Annotated in this window: 18 protein-coding genes and 1 tRNA gene; 9 read left to right on the forward strand and 10 right to left on the reverse strand. The window is 74.5% G+C overall.

Features of this window, described 5'->3' with window-relative positions; translation table 11 throughout:
- Positions 1–49: 49 nt before the first annotated feature.
- Entirely contained in the window at positions 50–847 is a 798-nt protein-coding gene (locus tag LG379_RS11730; RefSeq protein WP_225754707.1) for a YaaA family protein, read from the forward strand.
- 6 nt (positions 848–853) lie between these two features.
- On the opposite strand, the gene LG379_RS11735 is transcribed toward LG379_RS11730, so the two are convergent.
- The 4 genes from LG379_RS11735 to LG379_RS11750 all read right to left on the reverse strand — a co-directional run bounded on the left by LG379_RS11735 (position 854) and on the right by LG379_RS11750 (position 4,292).
- Complete coding sequence (locus LG379_RS11735) at positions 854–2,074, reverse strand: bifunctional RNase H/acid phosphatase (RefSeq protein WP_225754708.1); 1,221 nt, start codon at positions 2,072–2,074, stop codon at positions 854–856.
- Positions 2,071–2,814 (reverse strand): zinc ribbon domain-containing protein, encoded by a 744-nt coding sequence (locus tag LG379_RS11740; RefSeq protein WP_225754709.1) that lies wholly within the window; start codon positions 2,812–2,814, stop codon positions 2,071–2,073. The genes LG379_RS11735 and LG379_RS11740 overlap by 4 nt, the downstream gene beginning before the upstream one ends.
- A 19-nt stretch (positions 2,815–2,833) precedes the next feature.
- Positions 2,834–4,036, reverse strand: a complete 1,203-nt coding sequence (locus tag LG379_RS11745) for a Nif3-like dinuclear metal center hexameric protein (RefSeq protein WP_225754710.1) — start codon at positions 4,034–4,036, stop codon at positions 2,834–2,836.
- Between the two features lie 85 nt (positions 4,037–4,121).
- The gene (locus LG379_RS11750) at positions 4,122–4,292 is read right to left on the reverse strand and encodes a heme biosynthesis protein HemY (RefSeq protein WP_225754711.1); all 171 of its coding nucleotides are present in this window, start codon (positions 4,290–4,292) and stop codon (positions 4,122–4,124) included.
- Between the two features lie 213 nt (positions 4,293–4,505).
- On the opposite strand from LG379_RS11750, the gene LG379_RS11755 reads away from it, so the two are divergent.
- On the forward strand, positions 4,506–4,679 hold the full coding sequence (locus tag LG379_RS11755) for a hypothetical protein (protein WP_225754712.1): 174 nt from the start codon (positions 4,506–4,508) through the stop codon (positions 4,677–4,679).
- Positions 4,680–4,786: 107 nt separating this feature from the next.
- On the opposite strand, the gene LG379_RS11760 is transcribed toward LG379_RS11755, so the two are convergent.
- The 3 genes from LG379_RS11760 to LG379_RS11770 all read right to left on the reverse strand — a co-directional run bounded on the left by LG379_RS11760 (position 4,787) and on the right by LG379_RS11770 (position 5,807).
- Positions 4,787–4,860: transfer RNA gene (locus LG379_RS11760), tRNA-Val, on the reverse strand.
- 30 nt (positions 4,861–4,890) lie between these two features.
- Positions 4,891–5,370: a peroxiredoxin gene (locus tag LG379_RS11765; protein WP_225754713.1), complete on the reverse strand. Its 480-nt coding sequence runs from the start codon at positions 5,368–5,370 to the stop codon at positions 4,891–4,893.
- On the reverse strand, positions 5,367–5,807 hold the full coding sequence (locus LG379_RS11770; RefSeq protein ID WP_225754714.1) for a DUF3052 domain-containing protein: 441 nt from the start codon (positions 5,805–5,807) through the stop codon (positions 5,367–5,369). The genes LG379_RS11765 and LG379_RS11770 overlap by 4 nt, the downstream gene beginning before the upstream one ends.
- Positions 5,808–6,110: 303 nt before the next feature.
- Here LG379_RS11770 and aceE point away from each other — a divergent pair, with 303 nt between their 5' ends.
- Both aceE and LG379_RS11780 read left to right on the forward strand, forming a co-directional pair.
- A complete protein-coding gene (gene aceE / locus LG379_RS11775) occupies positions 6,111–8,849 on the forward strand; it encodes a pyruvate dehydrogenase (acetyl-transferring), homodimeric type (RefSeq protein ID WP_225754715.1) in 2,739 nt (912 codons plus the stop codon).
- 295 nt (positions 8,850–9,144) lie between these two features.
- On the forward strand, positions 9,145–9,540 hold the full coding sequence (locus LG379_RS11780) for a VOC family protein (RefSeq protein ID WP_225754716.1): 396 nt from the start codon (positions 9,145–9,147) through the stop codon (positions 9,538–9,540).
- A gap of 54 nt (positions 9,541–9,594) precedes the next feature.
- On the opposite strand, the gene LG379_RS11785 is transcribed toward LG379_RS11780, so the two are convergent.
- The gene (locus LG379_RS11785) at positions 9,595–10,278 is read right to left on the reverse strand and encodes a hypothetical protein (RefSeq protein ID WP_225754717.1); all 684 of its coding nucleotides are present in this window, start codon (positions 10,276–10,278) and stop codon (positions 9,595–9,597) included.
- A 213-nt stretch (positions 10,279–10,491) separates the two neighbouring features.
- Here LG379_RS11785 and LG379_RS11790 point away from each other — a divergent pair, with 213 nt between their 5' ends.
- The 5 genes from LG379_RS11790 (at position 10,492) to LG379_RS11810 (ending at position 15,575) form a co-directional block, all read left to right on the forward strand.
- Positions 10,492–11,658 (forward strand): CdaR family transcriptional regulator, encoded by a 1,167-nt coding sequence (locus LG379_RS11790; RefSeq protein ID WP_225754718.1) that lies wholly within the window; start codon positions 10,492–10,494, stop codon positions 11,656–11,658.
- A gap of 155 nt (positions 11,659–11,813) precedes the next feature.
- Entirely contained in the window at positions 11,814–12,830 is a 1,017-nt protein-coding gene (locus LG379_RS11795; protein WP_225754719.1) for an ACP S-malonyltransferase, read from the forward strand.
- Positions 12,827–13,831 (forward strand): beta-ketoacyl-ACP synthase III, encoded by a 1,005-nt coding sequence (locus LG379_RS11800; RefSeq protein ID WP_225754720.1) that lies wholly within the window; start codon positions 12,827–12,829, stop codon positions 13,829–13,831. Before LG379_RS11795 ends, LG379_RS11800 begins: the two co-directional genes overlap by 4 nt.
- Positions 13,832–13,918: 87 nt before the next feature.
- Complete coding sequence (locus LG379_RS11805; protein ID WP_225754721.1) at positions 13,919–14,167, forward strand: acyl carrier protein; 249 nt, start codon at positions 13,919–13,921, stop codon at positions 14,165–14,167.
- A gap of 166 nt (positions 14,168–14,333) precedes the next feature.
- Positions 14,334–15,575 carry a beta-ketoacyl synthase gene (locus LG379_RS11810; RefSeq protein ID WP_225754722.1) on the forward strand — a complete coding sequence of 414 codons (1,242 nt, stop codon included), beginning with the start codon at positions 14,334–14,336 and terminating at the stop codon, positions 15,573–15,575.
- A gap of 194 nt (positions 15,576–15,769) precedes the next feature.
- Here LG379_RS11810 and LG379_RS11815 read toward each other — a convergent pair whose 3' ends face one another.
- Both LG379_RS11815 and def read right to left on the reverse strand, forming a co-directional pair.
- Positions 15,770–16,270, reverse strand: a complete 501-nt coding sequence (locus LG379_RS11815) for a DUF3145 domain-containing protein (RefSeq protein ID WP_225754723.1) — start codon at positions 16,268–16,270, stop codon at positions 15,770–15,772.
- 164 nt (positions 16,271–16,434) lie between these two features.
- Entirely contained in the window at positions 16,435–16,926 is a 492-nt protein-coding gene (def, locus tag LG379_RS11820) for a peptide deformylase (protein WP_225754724.1), read from the reverse strand.
- Between the last annotated feature and the right edge of the window lie 127 nt (positions 16,927–17,053).

Below are 17,053 nucleotides of genomic sequence, written 5' to 3' on the forward strand. Positions count from 1 at the left end.
GGCCCGGACCGCGTCCGACGACGGCGCCGCGGCGGCTTACCCTTCCCCGGTGCTCGTGCTCCTGCCGCCCTCCGAGGGAAAGACCGCGCCTGCCGAGGGCGAGCCGGTCGAGCTCGCCGCCCTGACGGACGCCGCCGCGCTCACGACCACCCGTCGCGCCGTCCTGCGCGCGCTCGTCCGTGCCTCGAGGCGTCGGGACGCTGTCGAGGCGCTGGGTGTGGGGGCGTCACTGGCCGACGAGGTCGTCCGCAACACCACCCTCGCCGCAGCGCCGGCCGCGCCGGCGCGGACGGTCTACACCGGGGTCCTGTACGGCGCCGCGCGTCTGGACGACCTCGACGACGGCGCCCTGGCCCGTGCCCAGCGCTCCGTGCGGACCGTCTCCGCACTCTGGGGAGCGGTGTCGCCGGAGGACCGCATCCCCGCCTACCGCCTCTCGATGGGCACGGACCTCGTCGGCGTCGGTCCGCTCGCCGCGGCGTGGCGTCGGCCCCTCAGCCGGGCGCTGGACCGGGCGGCGCGCGAGCGGCTCGTCGTGGACTGCCGTTCCGCGGCCTACGCCGCGGCGTGGACGGCACCGTCGGACGGGCCGGGCGTGGTCGAGGTGCGCGTCCTGCGCGAGGCCGACGGCCGGCGCACCGTGGTGTCGCACTGGGCCAAGCACACCCGTGGCGTCCTCACCCGGCACCTCGTGCGCCGCGAGGCTCCGGAGCCGACCACGCCCGCGGAGCTGCTGGACGCGGCCGGCGAGATGGTCGGCCGGGAGCTGCTCGACGCCGAGCTGGCCCCCGGCCCGCGCGGCCGGCACGTGCTGTCCCTCGTCGTCGCCGGGCTGCCGCCGACCTGAGAAGCCTCAGAGGTCGGTGGGCAGGCCGATCACGACGGCCTCGCGCATGCCGTCGGGCCACCACCGGACCACGCTGACGGAGGCGGCCACGACGCGCAGCCACGGCCAGGCCCGGGCCGGCAGCCCGAGCGACACCCCGACGGCGGCCCGGATCGCCATCGCGTGGCTGACCACCACGACCGTCCGGCCCGTGCCCTCGCGCAGGAGCACCTCCAGGCCCGCCTCGACCCGGACCCCGACGGCGGTCAGCGACTCGCCTCCGGGCGCCGCGACGCTCGGGTTTTCGTACCAGCGGCGCAGCTCGCCCGGCCACCGCTCGTCGACCTCGTCAGTGCTGAGGCCCTCCCAGTCACCGAAGTCCACCTCGGCGAACGCCGGATCGGTGTGGACGTGCTGCCCGATCCGCCGGCCGATGGCCCCAGCGGTCTCCTCGGTGCGGACCATGGGCGACGCCAGGACGCGGCTCGGGTAGCGCAGGTCCGGCCAGACGGCCCGGCCCACGCGGTGGACGAGGTCCGCGGCCCTGGCGGCCTGGATGCGGCCCGAGCGCGCCAGCGCCGGACCCGGCACCGACGAGCCCGACAGGGCGCGGGTCAGGGTGAGCTCCGTCTCGCCGTGCCGGACGAGGACGACGGTCAACGGCTCGACGTCGTCGAACCGCATCGCCGCGCCGGACGGCCGGGGCGCCGGGCCGCGGCCCGTGACGTGCGCGGCCGCCCCGGTGCCGAGGTCCTCGGTGCCGGGTCGGCCGTCCTCGGGGACGTCCGCCTGGCGGGCGCCTGCGGCGCCCTCGTCCGGGTGGTCGCGGCGCACCTCCTCACGCAGGTCCATCGCCTCGTTCGCGAGGGCGTCTGCCGCGCCGTTCTGCGCACGGGGCACCCAGGTGTACGTGACCTGCGCCGCGGGGAGCACCTCGCGCGCCCGCGCCGCGAGCCGCTGCATGTCCGCGTGCTTGATCTGCCACCGTCCGGACATCTGCTCGACGACGAGCCGCGAGTCCATGCGCACCTCGACGCGGGCGTCGGGGTCGACCTCGCGCGCCGCCTCCAGCCCGGCCACGAGCGCCGTGTACTCGGCGACGTTGTTGGTCGTCACGCCGAGGGGTCCTGCTCGCTCGGCCAGGAGCGCCCCGGTGACCGGGTCTCGCACGAGGGCGCCGTACCCGGCGGGGCCGGGGTTCCCGCGCGACCCGCCGTCGGCCTCGACGAGGAGCCGGCGGACCGTCATCGGTCGGCGTCCGCCTTCCGCACGAGGATCCGCCCGCACTCCTCGCAGCGGACGACCTGGTCCGCCGGGGCGGCGGTGATCCGTGCGACGTCCGAGGGGTTGAGCTCCAGGCGACAGCCCTCGCAGGTCCGTCCCCGCAGCAGGGCGACCGCGAGGCCTCCGAGCTGGCCGCGAAGGCGGTCGTAGAGGGTCACCAGGGCGGCGTCGATGCCGTCCGCCCGCTGCGCCCGCTCCTCCTGGACCGCGCGGGCCTGGGCGTCGATCGCGGCGAGCTCGCGCTCGAGGTCGGCCGCCAGACGGTCCCGCTGGGCGGCGAGCTCGTCGCGCGCCCGGGTCAGCTCGGCCAGCGCCGTCTCGTGCGCCTCGAGCCGCTCCATCACCTCCAGCTCGACCTCCTCCAGCGCCTCCTGGCGACGGGCGAGGTTCTCCAGCTCGCTGCTGAGCGCCTGCACGTCCTTGACGCTCGCGCTGCCGGACTCCATGCGGGTGCGGTCGCGCGTCGCCCGGGTGCGCACCTGCTCGACGTCCTGCTCGGCCTTGGCCAGCTCCCGCTTGAGGTCCCCCAGCGCGGTGCGCGACGTGACGTGCGCGTTCTCGACGTCGTCCAGGCGCGCCTGCAGCTCCGTGGCCTGGGCGTGGAGCGGGTGGTGGGTGCGCTGGTGGGCGAGCTGGGCCAGGCGCGTGTCGAGCGCCTGCACCTCCAGCAGCCGCTGCTGGTCGGCGACAGGGGCAGTGGTCACGGGCGAGCTCCTCGGCAGGTCAGCGATGGTCGGGCGACGCGATCCGAGCGGTCCACGGGTCCGTCCGCAGGGTGCTCACCCGGGTCTCCACCGTAGTGCCCGCCGCAGCGGCGTCCGCCTCGAGCCGGGCGGCCGCCCGCCGCAGCCACGGCCACTCGCTGGCGAAGTGGGCGACGTCGACGAGGAACGGCCGGCTCGGCGCGCCGTCGCCCCGCCGTCCCGCCTCGAACACGGCCCGCTCGCGCAGCTCGGAGGCGGGGTGGTGCCGCAGGTCCGCGGTGAGGTAGGCGTCGGCGCCGCTGCCGCGCACGGCGTCGAAGAGCGAGTCACCCGAGCCGCCGACGACGGCGACCCGGCGCACCACGGCGTCGAGGTCGCCGGCGAGGCGCACACCCTGCTCCGTCGCAGGCAGCGCGGCGGCGACGCGCTCGCCGAAGGCCCGCAGGGTGAGGTCGCCCGGCAGCGTGCCGACGCGCCCGATGCCCGTGCTGCCGGGCAGCCCCGCGAGCTCGAGCACGTCGAACGCCGGCTCCTCGTAGGGGTGCGCCGAGCGCAGGGCGGCGAGCACGCCGGCGCGCAGCCGACGCGGCGCCACCATCTCGACGCGGGTCTCGTCCACCCGCTCGACCTGCCCCGCCGCGCCGATGGCAGGCCGGGCTGCCTCGCCCGGCACGAACGTGCCGGTCCCGGTCGTGGTCCACGCGCAGCGGGAGTACTCCCCCAGCGCGCCCGCTCCCGCGCCGGCGAGGGCGTCGACCAGGAGGTCCGCGTCGGTCGTGGGGACGAAGACGACGACCTTGTCCAGGTCCTCGGCGGGAACCGGGGTGAGCGGCTCCAGGTCGACCAGGCCCACCGCCTCCGCCAGCGCGTCGGCGACCCCCCCGCGGGCCGCGTCGGCGTTGGTGTGGGCGACGTGCAGCGCGCACCCCGCCCGCACGAGCCGGTGCACGACGGCGCCCTTGATGGTCGTGGCGGCGACCGAGTGCACCGCGCGGAGCAGGAGCGGGTGGTGGGTCACGAGCAGGTCGGCACCCCAGGCGACCGCCTCGTCGACGACGTCGAGGGTCGGGTCCACCGCGAGGAGCACCCGGCGGACCGCCTGGTCCGGGTCTCCGCACACCGTGCCGACGGCGTCCCACGGCTCGGCGGTGCCCGGCGGGTACCGCCGGTCCAGCAGCCCGATCACGGTGGAGAGGTCCGGGGCGGAGGGCGGAGCGGTCACGTCGGGAACGTTACGCGGCCGGTGGGCGGGCCGGCTGCGCCGGGGCCGGGACGCGCACTGCTGCCGAGGACCGCCGCGGGCCACCTCACATGTAGCGGAGCATGAACTCGGTCTCGGTGTCGCGGCCCGCCTCCGGATCGCGGGCGGGGGTGACCTCCTGGCCGGCGACCGTGTCCTCGAGCCGCACGGGCTCGGGCAGGACGGTGAACGGACCCGGCGGGTCATCGCGAGAGGTGTCCGCGTCGTCGTCGTTCATCCCGCACCTCCTGGGGCAGGGCCTCATCCTCACAGGCGGGCGAGCCCCGGCGCTACCGTCCGAGGCATCCGCAGGCCAGGTGATCCCCCGTCGCCCGGATGTGTGAGACGGGGCTATTGACACGGTTTGCGCCGTGAGAGTTGGCTGCGTTCACCAGTGGTGCCCGGCGGCGGGCCACAGCGGCGTGCGCCCGCAGCGGCGTCCCTTCCCTGGGTGGACGCACAGAACCTCTACTTCAACCCCGTGACCGGCATCTACGCCGGCACCGAGGTCCTGCTCGCGACGACACGTGACATGTCCACCACACCGTGCCCGGGTCACGACGACGGCGTCTGGCACAACCTCGGCTTCGCCTGGGCCTGTCACCAACCGGCCGGCGGCCGATGAGCGGCAGCGTCCGTCACACGACGACGCCCTGCTGCTGATCGCATGACGACGGAAGGCCCCCACGCGGTCTCCGGACCGGGTGGGGGCCTTCCGTGGCTCCCCTCGGGTGGGCCCGGCCGGTCTCGAACCGACGACCTCCGCGGTGTAAGCGCGGCGCTCTGACCAACTGAGCTACAGGCCCGACGGCCGCACAGCCTACCGTTGCGCCGGCTCAGAGGGCGGCGAGGGCCGCGCGGTACTCCCCCAGGTCGCGGGCCACACCGCGGGGGTTCACGAGGGTCCACCGGACGATGCCGTCCCCGTCCAGCAGGAAGCTGCCCCGGACGGCCATGCCGGCGTCGTCGTCGAAGACGCCGAACGCCCTGGCGGCCGCGCCGTGCGGCCAGAAGTCGGAGAGGAGGTCGTAGCCGAAGCCCTCCTGCTCGCTCCAGGCGCGCAACGCCGGCACCGGGTCGCAGGAGACGGCCAGGAGGCGCACCCCCGCGGCGTCGAAGTCCTCCAGGTTGTCCCGCAGCTCGCACAGCTCCGCGGAGCACGTGCGGGAGAACGCGAACGGGTAGAAGACGACGGCGACCGGACCGCCACGCAGGTCCCCAAGGGTGACGGGCGTGCCATGGGTGTCCAGAAGGGTGACGTCGGGAGCCGGGTCACCGGGGACAGGGGGCGGTGTGCCGGAGCCGGACTCCGTCACTTGCCGCGCCCGCGGGTGCCCAGGCGCGTGGCCGACCACTCCGGGGCGATGGTGAGCGTGCTCGTGGCGTGGAGACCGGCGGTGGTCGCCGCCTCCTCGATCTCGGAGTGCGGGACGTGGCCAGGCCGACCCGCCTTGGGCGTGAAGAGCCAGATGAGGCCGCCCTCGTCGAGGGCGGCACGGACGTCCACGAGGGCGTCGGTGAGGTCGGTGGCGTCACCGTCCTCCTCGCGCCACCAGAGGACCACGGCGTCCGTGACGTCGTCGTAGTCCTCGTCGACGAGCTCGCCGCCGACCATCTCCTCGATCGCGGCGCGGAGCTCCTGGTCGACGTCGTCGCCGTAGCCCCACTCCTGGACCACCTGACCTGCCGAGAAGCCCAGCTTCGCGGCGCCGGTGCCGCCGTGGCCCACCGAGGGCTGTGCGGTCGTACCCACCTCGAGTCGTTCCCTTCGTCCTGTCCGACGTCCCCTGCTGCGCGGGCCCGCTGCGGGGCCGCCCGCAGGTGCCACACGCTAGCCCACAGGATGCTCCTGGCGTGTGGCAAGCGCCACAACGGGCCTCCCGCCGCACGTCGGCACGCCGTCGGACCGCCTCTCGGTGTGACTTTGCCCGGGCATGAGGAACACAATGGTCGGACGACCTCGACCCGGCCGCTGCGCCGACCGCGCACCGGCAGCCGTGGGTCGACCCGAGCGCTGCCGCGACCACGGCGGTGCGGACGAGAGGTGAGGTTGCTGGTGGCTGCACGCGACACGACGGGTCCGCTGATCAACGGACTCCTCAGCACGGTCCCCGACATCGACCCGGAGGAGACCGGCGAGTGGGTCGAGTCCTTCGACGGGCTCGTCGACGAACGAGGCGGCCCCCGCGCCCGCTACGTCCTGCTGAACCTGCTGAAGCGGGCCAGGGAGCGCAACATCGCGGTCCCCACCTCGCTCAACACGCCCTACGTCAACACCATCGGCGTCCACGAGGAGCCGTACTTCCCCGGCGACGAGGCCGTGGAGCGCCGCTTCCGCAGCTGGATGCGCTGGAACGCGGCCGTCATGGTGACGCGCGCCCAGCGGCCGGAGGTGAGCGTCGGCGGGCACATCTCCTCCTACGCGTCCGTCGCGACCCTCTACGAGGTCGGCTTCAACCACTTCTTCCGCGGCAAGGACCATCCCGGCGGCGGCGACCAGATCCTGTTCCAGGGGCACGCCTCCCCCGGCATCTACGCACGCGCGTTCCTCGAGGGCCGGCTGACCCCCGAGCAGCTCGACGCGTTCCGGCAGGAGGTCTCCAGCCCGGGCGGCGGCCTGTCCTCCTACCCGCACCCGCGTCTCATGCCGGACTTCTGGGAGTTCCCGACGGTCTCCATGGGCCTCGGCCCGGCCTCGGCGATCTACCAGGCGTGGGTCAACCGCTACATGCACAACCGCGGCATCAAGGACACCGCCGAGCAGCGCGTGTGGGCCTTCCTCGGCGACGGCGAGATGGACGAGCCCGAGAGCCGCGGCATGCTCCAGCTCGCGGCGCAGCAGGGTCTGGACAACCTCACCTTCGTCGTCAACGCGAACCTCCAGCGCCTCGACGGCCCGGTGCGCGGCAACGGGAAGATCATCCAGGAGCTGGAGGCGTTCTTCCGCGGAGCCGGCTGGAACGTCATCAAGGTCGTGTGGGGCCGGGAGTGGGACGCGCTGCTCAACGCGGACAAGGACCGGGCGCTCGTCAACCTCATGAACACCACGCCCGACGGCGACTTCCAGACGTACCGCGCGGAGAGCGGCGCCTTCATCCGCGAGCACTTCTTCGGACGGGACCCCCGCACCAAGGCGCTCGTGGAGCGGATGACCGATGACGAGATCTGGGCGCTCAAGCGCGGCGGTCACGACTACCGCAAGATCTACGCCGCGTACGCGGCGGCGGCGGCCCACACCGGGCAGCCGACCGTCATCCTGGCGCACACGATCAAGGGCTACGGTCTCGGGTCGAGCTTCGCGGGCCGCAACGCCACCCACCAGATGAAGAAGCTCAAGTCCGACGACCTCAAGACGCTGCGTGACTCGCTGCGCATCCCGATCGGCGACGACCAGCTCAAGGACCCGTACACGGCGCCGTACTTCCACCCCGGCGAGGACGCCCCCGAGATTCAGTACATGCTCGAGCGCCGCCGCGCCCTCGGCGGCTTCATCCCGGAGCGGCGCACGCGCCACAGCGAGGTCACGCTGCCGGCGGAGCAGACGTACGAGGTGCTCGCCAAGGGCTCCGGACAGCAGATGGTCGCCACGACCATGGCGTTCGTCCGCCTGCTCAAGGACCTCATCAAGGACAAGGGCTTCGGCAACCGGATCGTGCCGATCATCCCGGACGAGGCCCGCACCTTCGGGCTGGACGCCATCTTCCCCAGCGCGAAGATCTTCAACACGCAGGGTCAGAACTACCTCGCCGTCGACCGCGAGCTGATGCTGTCGTACAAGGAGTCCGAGTCCGGGCAGATCCTGCACACCGGCATCAACGAGGCCGGCTCCGCCGCGGCGTTCCAGGCGGTCGGCACCTCCTACGCCACGCAGGGCGAGGTCATGGTGCCGGTCTACATCTTCTACTCGATGTTCGGGTTCCAGCGGACCGGCGACCAGTTCTGGGCCGCCGGCGACCAGATGACCCGGGGCTTCATCATCGGCGCGACCGCCGGCCGCACCACGCTGACCGGTGAGGGCCTGCAGCACGCCGACGGGCACTCGCCGCTCCTGGCCGGCACGAACCCGGCCGTCGTCCACTACGACCCGGCGTACGGGTACGAGATCCGGCACATCGTCCGCGACGGCCTGCAGCGGATGTACGGCGACGACGGGCGCGACCCGAACGTCATGTACTACCTGACGGTCTACAACGAGCCGATGCTCCAGCCGGCCGAGCCGGAGGACGTAGACGTCGAGGGCATCCTGCGCGGCATCCACCGCGTCTCGGTCGCCGAGGGCGAGGGCCCGCGGGCCCAGGTCCTCGCGTCCGGCGTCGGCGTGCCGTGGGCCCTGGAGGCCCAGGAGCTGCTCGCGAACGACTGGGGGGTCCGGGCCGACGTCTGGTCCGTGACGAGCTGGAACGAGCTGCGCCGCGACGGCCTCGCCGCCGACGAGCACAACTTCCTCCACCCGGACGACGAGCAGCGAACCGCGTACCTGACGCAGAAGCTGGCCGACGCCCCGGGTCCGTTCGTCGCCACGAGCGACTACAACCACCTCGTGCCCGACCAGGTGCGTCCGTGGATCCCGGGTGACTACGCGACCCTCGGCGCCGACGGCTTCGGGTTCTCCGACACGCGCGCGGCGGCCCGTCGGTTCTTCAAGATCGACGGACCGTCCGTCGTCGTCAAGGTCCTGCAGCAGCTCGCCCGGCGCGGCGAGGTCGACCGGAGCCTGCCGGGGCAGGCCATCGAGAAGTACCAGCTCCACGACGTCCGCGCCGGGACCTCCGGGGCCGCGGGTGGCGACGCCTGAGCTCGGTCCCCACGCCTGACGACGAAGGGTCCCCACCGCGACGGTGGGGACCCTTCGTCGTCGACGACGACCCGTCCGACCACACCCCAACGTCCAGCCCGCCACTGTGCGTCCGATCCGGCACGTCCTCCGTGCGGACAGGACGGACAGTGGCGGATCGGACGGCCGGCTGAGGGGGCGGTGGCGTGCCACTGGGAGGGCGCCCGTGGGGGCCCTGGCTCGTTGACCGCCCTGGGGGGCGGTCCTACAGTCGAGAGGCCGACCAGTCGACGGTCGCCTGGTCCGCGCTGGAGGCATGATGCTCTCCGACTTCCCCGCGATGCCCGTCCTCGCCGTGACGGACCTCCCCCGGGCGCGACGGTTCTACGAGGACACCCTCGGCCTGTCGCCCGGGGAGGACGCGCCCGACGGGGTGGTGTACCGCGCCGGCGGGGTGGACCTCCTCGTCTACCCGTCGTCCTACGCGGGCACGAACAAGGCCACCGCCGTGGGGTTCCAGCTCCCGCAGGACGCGTTCGACACCGAGGTCGCCCGGCTGCGGGACCTCGGTGTCGCCTTCCAGGAGTTCGAGATGGAAGGGCTCACCTGGCACGACGGTGTCGCCGAGATGGAGGGCATGCGGTCGGTGTGGTTCGCCGACCCGGACGGCAACATCATCAACGTCGGGACCGCGACCGCCTCCGGCGGGTGACGGGCCTGCCGGACCGGGCACGCGTCAGGCGCGACCGGTCCGGCCGCCCGCGCGTCAGGCGCCGGGGATGTGCTGCTCGGCCTCGGCCACGCGCTGCTCGAGCTCGGGCTTGAGGGCCGCGACCGCCGAGCGGTCGGGGTGCAGGTCGAGCGCCGCCAGGTGGTGCTTGGCCTCCAGCGGACGGTCGGCCTCGAGCGCGGCCAGCACGAGGTGCCGGCCGACCTCGGGGGTGTGCTCCTTGGCGCGCCAGTGCCCGACGCCCAGGCCGAGGGCCTCGACGGGCATGCCGGCCTCGCGCAGCACGATCAGACCCTCGGCGAGCGCATGGCCCGACGGGTCGCGCTCCGCCGCCGTCTGGAGGCGACGCATCATGCCCTCGTGGTCGTCGTGCACGGAGAGCCGGGCCAGCTCCACCAGCGGGTACCAGGCTCGCGGGTTGCCCGCCAGCTCCTCCGCCAGCGCCCAGACCGCCAGGTCGGCGGCCCTCTGCTTCTCGACCTCGTCCTGGGGAGCGGTCAGCGGGTCGCCGTCGGGACCCATCTCCGCCGCCCGGCGTCGGACGATCTCCGCCAGCGCCTGGAACGCCCGCACGTCGTTCGGGTCCTCGTGGAGCAGCGCGCGGACCGAGTCCTCGTGGATCGTGTCGCGCCGGCGGGCGGACGTCGGCCGCCGGACGCCGACCTTCGACGCGGAGACCGGACGTCGCAGGAGCCGACGGAGCCGTGGGAGCAAAACCATAGGGCGACCATAGCCGCATCACGCGTTGACCATCCTGCCGAACCATGACCGCAGTCGGGCGCGGGCTGACAGGCGCTCCGCCGTCCGGCCCCGGGACGACGCCGACCCGCGCACCCTCCGGAGCCCGCCCGCCGGGTCGCCGGCCACCCGCGTTGTAGGGAGCCGACAAGCGGCAACGCCCGGCGCGGACCGGGAGAGCCCTATGCTGCGCGCATGGCCCGCCAGGCGACCCGCGACCAGGCGCACACGCTGCGCCGTCTGCACGACGGCAGCGGCCTGCTCGCGGCCGCCGCGCTGCGCAAGCTCGACGAGAACCTGCCGTGGTACCGCGCCCTGCCGGCCGAGGACCGGTCGTGGCTCGGGCTCGTGGTCCAGGCCGGCATCAGCAACTTCATCACGTGGTTCTCCGACCCCAGCACGCCGCCGAACGGCGCCGGCGACATCTTCGCGGCCGCACCACCGGAGCTGACGCGCTCCATCTCGCTGCAGCACACGCTTCAGCTCGTCCGCCTCATCGTGGAGGTCGTGGAGGACCACAGCGAGCGGCTGGCCGCGCCCGGGGGCGAGCGCGACCTGCGCGAGGCCGTCCTCCGGTACTCCCGCGAGGTGGCGTTCTCCGCCGCGGAGGTCTACGCCCGCGCCGCCGAGGTGCGCGGCGCGTGGGACGCGCGGCTCGAGGCGCTCGTCGTGGACGCCCTGGTGCGCGGGGACGCCGACGACGCCCTGCGGTCGCGGGTCGCGGCGCTGGGCTGGAGCGGTCACGGCAAGGCCCTGGTCATGGTGGGCACGACGTCGCACCCGCTCGACGACGTCCGCGCCGCCGAGCTGCGGCGGGCGACGCGCCGGGCCGCGGACGACGCCCTCGTCGGCATCCAGGGCGACCGGCTCATCGTCGTCCTCGGCGGCGAGGGCGACCTGCGCGCGGCCGCCGCGTCCCTGCTCGCGCGGTTCGGCCCGGGACCGGTGGTCATCGGCCCGTCCGTCCCCAGCCTGGCGGAGGCGGCGCGCTCCGCCTCGGCCGCGCTCGCCGGGCTCTCCGCCGCACGCGCCTGGCCGACGGCGCCGCGCCCCGTCCTCGCCGACGAGCTGCTGCCCGAGCGGGTCCTCGTCGGGGACACCGTGGCCCGGCGCACCCTGGTGGAGCAGGCGTACGCACCCCTCGTCGCGGCGGGCGGCTCGCTGCTGGAGACGCTCGCGGCCCACGTCGAGCACGGCAGGTCGCTCGAGGCCGCGGCGCGGGTCCTGTACGTCCACCCGAACACGGTGCGGTACCGCCTCCGCAAGGTCGCCGAGGTGACCGGGTGGGACCCGCTGGACGCCCGCGAGGCGTACGTGCTCCAGACGGCCCTCGCCCTCGGGCGCCTCGACGGCGGCACCTGAGCCCGCCCCACCCCACCGCGACCCTGGGTGGTGGGACCGCCGCCCGCGCGGGTCGCGGGCCGCGGGTGTCGTTGTAGGAACTCGACAACGGGCCCGCGCGAGCTTGGTGCTCGTCGTGGCCCGGGCCGCCCCGACCCGCCCGGCACAGTGAGCGGGTGCTTGCGATCGTCTGCCCGGGTCAGGGCTCCCAGACGCCCGGATTCCTCGCCCCGTGGCTCGACCTCCCCGGCGTCCCGGAGCAGCTCCGGCGACTCTCCGACGCCGCCGAGGTCGACCTCGTGCGCTACGGCACCGAGTCGGACGCGGAGACGATCCGGGACACCGCCGTCGCGCAGCCGCTCATCGTGGCGGCGTCCCTCGTCGCCCTGCGCGCCGTGCTGGGCGAGCGCGCGCCGGAGGACGTTGCCCACGTGACGGCCGGCCACTCCGTCGGCGAGCTGGCGGCCGCCGCCGTCGCCGGCGTCCTGACGGACGACGGCGCCGTCGGGCTCGTCGCGCACCGGGCCCGCGCCATGGCCGAGGCCGCCGCGGCCGAGCCGACCGGGATGAGCGCCGTCGTCGGCGGCGACCCGGACGCCGTGCTGGAGGCGATCGAGGCAGCCGGGCTGCACCCGGCGAACGTCAACGGCGGCGGGCAGGTCGTCGCCGCGGGTTCGCTCGACGCCCTGGCCGCCCTCGCGGCCGCCCCGCCGGCGAAGGCCCGCGTCATCCCCCTGCAGGTCGCCGGCGCCTTCCACACCCCGTTCATGGGCACCGCGCACGAGCGCTTCGCGGTCGTCGCCTCCGGCTGGCCCGCGGCAGACCCGCGGCTGCCGCTGCTGTCCGACGCCGACGGCGCCCCGTACCCGGCGGCCCCCGGCGCCCCTCACGGCCGCGCCGCGGACGTCCTCGCGCGGCTCGCGGCGCAGGTCGTCGCGCCGGTCCGGTGGGACCTGTGCCAGCGCACCCTGCTCGAGATGGGCGCCACCGGCCTGCTGGAGCTGGCCCCGGCAGGCGTGCTGACGGGCCTGGCGCGGCGTACGCTGCCCGGCGTGGAGACGGTGGCGGTGAAGTCGCCCGCCGACGTCGACGCGGCTCTCGACCTCCTGGCCCGTCACGGGGCGCCGCAGGCCGGGGCGCCGACCGCACCGGACGTGCCCGCGTCCCCGACCGCCGAGGAGCCCTCCGCGTGACCCGCCCCGTCCTGACCCAGGCCACCGGTCCTGCCCACTCCCGCATCCTCGGCCTGGGTGCCGCACGCGGCGAGCACGTCGTCACCAACGACGACGTCGCCGGCCCGATCGACTCCTCGGACGAGTGGATCCGCCAGCGCACGGGCATCGTGACGCGGCGCCGCTCCGGCCCGGACACGGACGTGCTCGACCTGGCCGAGGCCGCGGCCCGCGACGCGATCGCGGACGCCGGCCTCACCGGTGCGGACATCGACGCCGTCATCCTGTCGACGGTCACGTACTTCCACCAGACGCCGGCCGGCTCGGCGGTCCTGGCGGACCGGCTGGGCGCCACGCCCGCGGCCGCGTACGACATCTCCGCCGCGTGCGCCGGGTACACCTACGGCATCGGGCAGGCCGACGCGCTGGTCCGGTCGGGCAACGCACGCAACGTCCTGGTCATCGGCGCGGAGAAGATGAGCGACTTCATCGACCCCACCGACCGGTCCATCTCCTTCCTGCTCGGCGACGGGGCGGGCGCCGTCGTCATCGGCCCCTCCGACACGCCGGGCATCGGCCCGACGGTGTGGGGCTCGGACGGCTCGATGGCGCAGAGCATCCGCCAGACCGCGTCGTGGAAGGACGCCTTCGAGGAGGGCGGGGCCTGGCCGACGCTGCGGCAGGAGGGCCCCACGGTCTTCAAGTGGGCCGCCTGGCAGATGGCGCCGGTGGCCGAGAAGGCGATCGCGGCCGCGGGCCTGACGGCGGACGACATCGACGTCTTCGTCCCGCACCAGGCGAACATGCGGATCATCGACCAGATGATCAAGCAGCTGAAGCTGCCGGAGAAGGTCGTCGTCGGCCGGGACATCGCCGACACGGGCAACACGTCCGCCGCGTCGATCCCGCTGGCGATCGAGCGGCTCAAGCGGGAGGGTCAGGCCTCCACGGGAGACCTGGCGCTCCAGATCGGCTTCGGGGCCGGGCTCGTCTACGCGGCCCAGGTCGTCGTCCTGCCCTGAGCCCGACCCCAGACCCCGGTGCCGTGGGCACCGACCGCACGAGGTCCTACCCGCCGGGCCGGACCGCGACCACACGAGGAGATGCACATGGCGTACAGCGAGCAGGAGATCCTGGAGGGCCTGGCGGAGATCGTCAGCGAGGAGACCGGTCTGCCGACCGACTCTGTCACGTCCGAGAAGTCGTTCACGGACGACCTCGACATCGACTCCCTGTCGATGATGACGATCGTGACGCTCGCCGAGGAGAAGTTCTCCGTGCGCATCCCGGACGACGAGGTGAAGAACCTCACGACGGTCGGCGACGCGGTCACGTACATCGCGGGCGCCCAGGAGTGATCCGCCCGCGGGGGGCGTGACCCCCGCAGCCGCGTCGGGTGGTGCCGGTCCGTGACGCGACCGGGCCGGCCCACCCGACCGCACAGCCCGACGGCCCAGCCCCACACCCGTTCCCGCGGCCCGCCGCGACACCCGTCCCGCGGCCCGCCGCGACCCTGGAGGAACCGTGACCCCCGCACCCGACGTCGTCGTCACCGGCCTCGGCGCGACCACGCCGCTCGGCGGGGACGTGCCGTCCACCTGGCAGGCCGCCCTCGCCGGCACCTCCGGCGCCCGGACCCTCGAGAACGACTGGGCCGACACCTACGAGATCCCGGTCCGCTTCGCGGCGCAGCTGGCCGTGCCGGCCGCCGACGTCCTGCCGCGGCCGGAGACCAAGCGCATGGACCCGTCCGCGCAGTACGCCGTCGTGGCGACGCGCGAGGCCTGGGCCGACGCGGGTGCGCCCGAGGTCGACGGCGAGCGCCTCGGTGTCGTCGTGTCGTCCGGCATCGGCGGCATCTGGACGACGCTGGACGCCTGGGACACCCTGCGCGCCAAGGGCGCCCGCCGTGTGCTGCCCATGACCGTGCCGATGCTCATGCCCAACTCCCCCGCCGCGTACGTCGAGCTGGAGCTCGGTGCCCGTGCCGGTGCGCACGCGCTCGTCTCGGCCTGCGCGTCCGGCGCGGAGGCGATCGGGTACGCGATCGAGATGATCCGCAGCGGCCGGGCGGACGTCGTCGTCGCCGGCGGCACCGAGGCGGCGATCCACCCCATGCCGATCGCCGCGTTCGCGGCCTCCCGGACCCTTTCCCTGCGCAACGACGACCCCGCCGGGGCGTCACGGCCCTACGACGTCGAGCGTGACGGCTTCGTCCTCGGCGAGGGCGCCGGCATCGTGGTCCTGGAGAGCGCCGAGCACGCCGCGGCGCGGGGCGCCCGCGTCTACGCACGGCTCTCCGGGGTGGGGCTGTCCGCCGACGGCTACCACATGACCTCCCCGGAGCCGAGCGGCCGCGGTCAGATCGCGGCGATGCGCGCGGCGCTGCAGGACGCCGAGGTGTCCGCCGCGGACGTCGTGCACGTCAACGCCCACGCGACGTCCACGGTCGTGGGCGACCTCATCGAGGCGCGCAGCGTCCGGGACGTGCTGGGCGGGGCCGCCGACGGCGTCGCGCTGTCCGCCACGAAGTCGATGACCGGTCACCTGCTCGGCGGCGCCGGCGCCCTGGAGACGATCTTCACGGTCCTCGCGGTGCAGGACCGGACCGCTCCCCCGACCATCAACGTCGACCAGCCGGACCCCGAGCTCGTCCTGGACCTCGTGCGGGAGCCGCGCAGCCTGCGCGCCGGGAGCATCGCGGCGATCAACAACTCCTTCGGCTTCGGCGGGCACAACGTGGCCCTCGTGGTCACCTCCGCCTGACACGCCGAGCCTGGCGCGGGCTCCGGCACATGGGCGGAGCAGCGCGGACCAGAGACGGGGCAACCAGAGACGCGGCAGCGCCCGGCACCTGAGGTGCCGGGCGCTGCGTCGTCCGGGTGCCGCCCCCACGGCCCGGACGAGGCGCCGGGGCGGACGGCGTGCGTCGGCCGCGGCGGTCTGGGAGGCGTGGCTGGTCAGCCCACGCGGTGGAGCCACCGTACCGGCGCGCCGGCACCGGCGTAGCGGAACGGCTCGAGCTCGTCGTCCCACGCCTGCCCGAGGGCGACGTCGAGCTCGCGGCGCAGCCGCTCAGGGTCGGCGGCGTGCTCGAGCGCGGACCGGATCCGGTCCTCGGGGACGAGGGTGTTGCCGTGCACGTCCGTCACGGCGTGGAAGATGCCGAGCTCCGGCGTGTGGCTCCACCGGCCACCGTCGGAGCCGTGGCTGGCCTCCTCGGTGACCTCGTAGCGCAGGTGCGCCCACCCCCGCAGCGCGGACGTGATCCGTGCGCCGGTCCCCTGCGCGCCCTGCCAGGAGTGCTCGGCCCGGAACATGCCGGGCGCGGCCGGCTGCTCGGTCCAGTCCAGGGAGAGGCGCGCGCCGAGGACCCCGCCGGCCGCCCACTCGATGTGGGGGCACAGGGCACGGGGTGCGGAGTGCACGAACAGGACACCGCGGGTGATGGCACCAGCCATGTCGATCCTCCTGATGGTCGAGGTTCGTCTTCCCCAACGACCTCGGGACTGTCAGGCGATCGACTGCTGAGCTGGACCCACCGTGGCGGCGTACCAGCGCCCAGCATGCCGCACGACCGGCGGGGACGCCAGCACCAGGGCGGGCGCGTCCGGCGGGGCCGACGTCAGGCGAGCTGCTCCCGGAGGGCGCGCATCGCCTTCTTGCGCACGGAGCGCTCCAGACGGTCCAGGTACAGGGTGCCGTCCAGGTGGTCGACCTCGTGCTGGAGGCACCGGGCCATGAGCTCTACGCCCTCGACGACGACCTCCTTGCGGTCCAGGTCCTCCCCGACCACCCGCGCGTACCAGGCCCGCTTGGTCGGGAACCACAGTCCCGGGACCGACAGGCAGCCCTCGTCGCCGTCCTGGTACTCCTCCTCGGACAGCTCGACGATGCGGGGGTTGAGCACGTACCCGATCTCGTCGTCGATGTTCCACGAGAACGCGCGCAGGCCGACGCCGATCTGGTTGGCGGCCAGGCCCGCACGCCCCTCGTGGTCGACCGTCTCGAGCAGGTCCTCCACGAGCGACCGCACACGGTCGTCGACCTCGATGATGGGGTCGCACGGAGTCCGCAGCACCGGGTCGCCCACGGTGCGGATCTCTCTCATCGCCATGGCCGTCATCCTTTCACGGCGCCGGGACGACGACGCCCGGGCACCCCCTGACGGGACGTCCGGGCGCCGCCCCGCCGGCGTCGTCCCAGCGCGCGATCCGTGTCGCGCCGACCTACGTTGGGGTCCT

The organism is Actinotalea sp. Marseille-Q4924, assembly GCF_916618755.1.
In the GTDB taxonomy this organism is placed as follows: Bacteria; Actinomycetota; Actinomycetes; order Actinomycetales; family Cellulomonadaceae; genus Actinotalea.

What these genes read in the sequence shown, in the direction of transcription:
- LG379_RS11790 (WP_225754718.1), top strand. Translation starts at nt 10,492, where the DNA reads ATGGCCCGCCAGGCGACCCGCGACCAGGCGCACACGCTGCGCCGTCTG.
- LG379_RS11735 (WP_225754708.1), bottom strand. Translation starts at nt 2,074, where the DNA reads ATGACGGTCCGCCGGCTCCTCGTCGAGGCCGACGGCGGGTCGCGCGGG.
- LG379_RS11780 (WP_225754716.1), top strand. Translation starts at nt 9,145, where the DNA reads ATGATGCTCTCCGACTTCCCCGCGATGCCCGTCCTCGCCGTGACGGAC.
- LG379_RS11750 (WP_225754711.1), bottom strand. Translation starts at nt 4,292, where the DNA reads ATGAACGACGACGACGCGGACACCTCTCGCGATGACCCGCCGGGTCCG.
- LG379_RS11785 (WP_225754717.1), bottom strand. Translation starts at nt 10,278, where the DNA reads ATGGTTTTGCTCCCACGGCTCCGTCGGCTCCTGCGACGTCCGGTCTCC.
- LG379_RS11805 (WP_225754721.1), top strand. Translation starts at nt 13,919, where the DNA reads ATGGCGTACAGCGAGCAGGAGATCCTGGAGGGCCTGGCGGAGATCGTC.
- LG379_RS11815 (WP_225754723.1), bottom strand. Translation starts at nt 16,270, where the DNA reads ATGGCTGGTGCCATCACCCGCGGTGTCCTGTTCGTGCACTCCGCACCC.
- def (WP_225754724.1), bottom strand. Translation starts at nt 16,926, where the DNA reads ATGGCGATGAGAGAGATCCGCACCGTGGGCGACCCGGTGCTGCGGACT.